General features: G+C 67.6%; 3 protein-coding genes and 1 pseudogene. All 4 read left to right on the top strand.

The window, feature by feature from the left end:
• Positions 1 to 1,932, top strand: a 1,932-nt coding sequence (gcvP, locus tag ACFQ36_RS21425; RefSeq protein ID WP_377017360.1) for an aminomethyl-transferring glycine dehydrogenase, incomplete at its 5' end; no start/stop codon positions are given.
• 12 nt (positions 1,933 to 1,944) lie between these two features.
• The gene (gene gcvT / locus ACFQ36_RS21420) at positions 1,945 to 3,081 is read left to right on the top strand and encodes a glycine cleavage system aminomethyltransferase GcvT (protein ID WP_377017358.1); all 1,137 of its coding nucleotides are present in this window, start codon (positions 1,945 to 1,947) and stop codon (positions 3,079 to 3,081) included.
• Positions 3,082 to 3,221: 140 nt separating this feature from the next.
• On the top strand, positions 3,222 to 3,605 hold the full coding sequence (gcvH, locus tag ACFQ36_RS21415; RefSeq protein ID WP_377017356.1) for a glycine cleavage system protein GcvH: 384 nt from the start codon (positions 3,222 to 3,224) through the stop codon (positions 3,603 to 3,605).
• Positions 3,602 to 3,744, top strand: a pseudogene (locus tag ACFQ36_RS21410) (serine hydroxymethyltransferase); the annotation flags it as partial. The gene gcvH and the pseudogene ACFQ36_RS21410, both read left to right, overlap by 4 nt.

Genomic DNA, 3,744 nt, shown 5'->3' with positions numbered 1-3,744 from the left:
TACCGGCTGGCGCTGCAGACCCGCGAGCAGCACATCCGCCGCGAGAAGGCCACTTCCAATATCTGCACCGCACAGGCACTGCTGGCCATCTGCGCGAGCATGTACGCGGTCTACCACGGCCCCGAGGGCCTGAAGGCCATTGCCGGGACAGTTCACGACAACGCGCGCGCCCTGGCCTCCACCCTGAAGGCGGCCGGCCTCGAGGTCCTGCACGGCAGTTTCTTCGACACCATCACCGTCCGTGTTCCGGACAGGGCCGCCAAGGTTATCGCCGCCGCCGATGCCCGGGGCATCAACCTGCGCCACATCGACGCCGACACCGTGGGTGTTTCCGCCGATGAAACCACGACGCCGGAGGTGCTGTCAGCGGTTGCTGCCGCCTTCGGGGCCGGCCCGGTTGGCTCGGCCGAGGGCTTCGAGCTCCCCGAGTCCGTGCTGCGCACCTCCGATTTCCTGCAGCATCCGGTGTTCAACACGCACCGCTCCGAGACGCAGCTGCTGCGCTACATCCGCAAGCTGTCCGACCGGGACCTGGCCCTGGACCGGACCATGATTCCGCTGGGTTCGTGCACCATGAAGCTGAACGCCACCGCGGAAATGGAAGCCATCTCCTGGCCGGAGTTCGCCTCCATCCACCCGTTCGCCCCGGATGCCCAGACCGAGGGCTGGCGGGAGCTGATCCAGGACCTTGAGGCCCAGCTGACCGAAATCACCGGGTACGACCAGGTCTCCATCCAGCCCAACGCCGGCTCTCAGGGCGAGCTCGCGGGCCTGCTGGCCATTCGCGGCTACCACGTCTCGCGCGGCGAGGCGCAGCGCACCGTCTGCCTGATCCCGGCCTCGGCGCACGGCACCAACGCGGCCTCCGCCGTGCTGGCCGGCATGAAGGTCGTCGTCGTCGCCACCGCGGCGGACGGCACGATCGACCATGCGGACCTGGCCGCCAAGATCGAGCAGCACCGGGACAACCTCGCGGCGATCATGATCACCTACCCGTCCACCCACGGGGTGTACGACGCGGACGTGCGCCAGGTCTGCGACGCGGTGCACGAGGCCGGCGGGCAGGTCTACGTCGACGGGGCCAATCTGAATGCGCTGGTGGGCCTGGCCCAGCCGGGCAGGTTCGGCGGCGACGTGTCCCACCTGAACCTGCACAAAACCTTCTGCATCCCGCACGGCGGCGGCGGCCCCGGCGTCGGCCCCGTCGCGGCCAAGGCCCACCTGGCACCGTTCATGCCCGGCGACGCCAATAAAACCGCCCATGCAGCCGGCGCCTCCGTACCATCGACCGGCGTGGCGATCTCCGCATCGCGCTTTGGTTCCGCCGGCGTGCTGCCGATCTCCTGGGCCTATGTGAAGCTCATGGGCGGCAAGGGCCTGACCGAGGCCACCAAGTCCGCACTGCTGGCCGCCAACTACATCGCCTCGCGCCTGAACGAGCACTTCCCGGTGCTCTACACCGGTGCGGGTGGGCTGGTGGCGCACGAGTGCATCCTGGACCTGCGCGACCTGACCGCGAAGACCGGGGTCACCGCCGAGGATGTGGCCAAGCGCCTGATCGACTACGGCTTCCACGCCCCGACCCTGGCGTTCCCGGTGGCCGGCACCCTGATGGTCGAGCCCACGGAGTCCGAGGACCTTGCGGAGATCGACCGCTTTATCGAAGCCATGATCACCATCCGCGGTGAAATTGACCAGATCGCCAACGGCGACTTCACGGTCGAAAACAGCCCGCTGCGCCACGCACCGCACACCGCGGCCGCCGTCGTGTCTTCGGACTGGGACCGTGCCTACCCGCGCGAACAGGCCGCCTTCCCGGTCCACTCCCTCAAGCAGGACAAGTACTTCCCGCCGGTGGGCCGGATCGACGGCGCCGCCGGGGACCGGAATCTGGTCTGCTCCTGCCCTCCCATTGAAGCCTTCAACAACTAAGGACTCCCTCGAATGACTGAGAATTACACTGCGCTCTACGACGAGCACAAGAAACTCGGCGCCTCGTTCACCGACTTCGGCGGCTGGCAGATGCCCCTGAAGTACTCCTCGGAACTGGCCGAGCACCACGCCGTCCGCCAGGCCGCCGGCCTGTTCGACCTCTCCCACATGGGCGAGGTCTGGGTCGAGGGCCCGGACGCCGCAGCGTTTTTGGACTGCGCCCTCGTCGGCAAGATCTCCGCGGTCGCCCTCGGCAGGGCCAAGTACTCGCTGATCTGCCAGGAAGACGGCGGCATCATCGACGACCTCATCAGCTACCGCTTCTCCGAGCAGAAGTACCTGGTGGTCCCCAACGCCGGCAACGCCAGAGTCGTTGCCGCCGCCCTGGCCGAACGGGCAGCGTCCGGACCTGACGGTGCCTTCGATGTCACGGTCACCGACGCCTCCGCCGAAACCTCGCTGATCGCCGTGCAGGGGCCCAACGCCGAGGCGATCCTGCTCAAGCTGGTCTCCGCCGAACAGGCTGCGCTGGTTACCGAGTTGAAGTACTACGCCTTTAATGAGGTCACCGTGGCCGGCCACGACGTCGTGCTGGCCCGCACCGGCTACACCGGCGAAGACGGCTTTGAACTGTTCATCCCGAACGAGGAAGCAGTGTCCCTGTGGGCTGCCTTGAGCGAAGCCGGCGAAGGGCTTGAACTGCTCCCGTGCGGCCTGGCCTGCCGCGACTCGCTCCGCCTGGAAGCCGGGATGCCCCTGTACGGCAACGAACTCTCCCGTGAAGGCAACCCCTACGCGGCGGGCCTCGGCGCGGTGGTGGCCCTGTCCAAGGAAGGCGGCTTCGTCGGCAGGACAGCATTGGAAGCCAGGAAGGCCGAAGGCGCCGGTTCCACGATCGGCCGCCGGCTGGTGGGCCTGAAGGGCCTGGGCCGGCGTGCCGGACGCTCGCACTACCCGGTGCTCAAGGACGGCGCCGTCGTCGGCGAGGTCACCTCCGGCCAGCCCAGCCCGACCCTGGGCTACCCGGTGGCGCTGGCCTACGTCGACGTCGAGCACACCGAGGCTGGCACCCTCCTCGACATCGACCTGCGCGGCAAGGCCGAGCCCTTCGAGGTCGTCGCGCTGCCCTTCTACAAGCGCCAGAAGTAGTCCCCGGCGGCTCCCGCCGCTCGCAAGCTCGCAGCGGGTCCCTCACCGCCGTGGCCCCACCCGGCGGCTCCCGCCGCTCGCAAGCTCGCAGCGGGTCCCTCACCGCCGTGGCCCCACCCCTCCAAACTTAAGGAACCAAAATGAGCAAGGTACTTGCCGAACTAAAATACTCCGCAGAGCACGAGTGGGTCGCCACTGACGGCTCCGGCCCGTCCATGATCGGCGTGTCCGCCGTGGCCGCCGACGCCCTCGGCGACATCGTCTACGTGGACCTGCCCGAGGTCGGTTCGATGGTGACGGCCGGCGAAACCTGCGGCGAGATCGAGTCGACCAAGTCCGTCTCGGACCTGTATTCCCCCGTGACGGGCGAGGTTACCGAAATCAATGACGCCGTCGTCGACAATCCTGCCGTGATCAATGACGATCCCTACGGCGCCGGCTGGCTCTTCAAGGTAGCCGTTGAGTCCGAAGGTCCGCTGCTGTCGGCCGAGGACTACGCCGCAGCAAATGGAGGTGAACTGTGAGCATTGCAGCAAACATCGACGCCGTCGTTTCGCCGTCCCTGAACGCCGCCCTCGCTGAATTCGATCCGGAGATCGCGGCGAAGATCGACGACGAACTCACCCGCCAGCGCAGCGGGCTGGAGATGATCGCCTCGGAGAA

The sequence above is a fragment of the Arthrobacter sp. GCM10027362 genome, assembly GCF_042679445.1.
In the GTDB taxonomy this organism is placed as follows: domain Bacteria; phylum Actinomycetota; class Actinomycetes; order Actinomycetales; family Micrococcaceae; genus Crystallibacter.
Note: the sequence above shows the minus strand (reverse complement) of the source record. Positions and strands in the feature narration are given on the sequence as shown.

Coding starts and splice junctions, on each gene's coding strand:
- gcvT (WP_377017358.1), top strand. CDS start 1,945: ATGACTGAGAATTACACTGCGCTCTACGACGAGCACAAGAAACTCGGC.
- gcvH (WP_377017356.1), top strand. CDS start 3,222: ATGAGCAAGGTACTTGCCGAACTAAAATACTCCGCAGAGCACGAGTGG.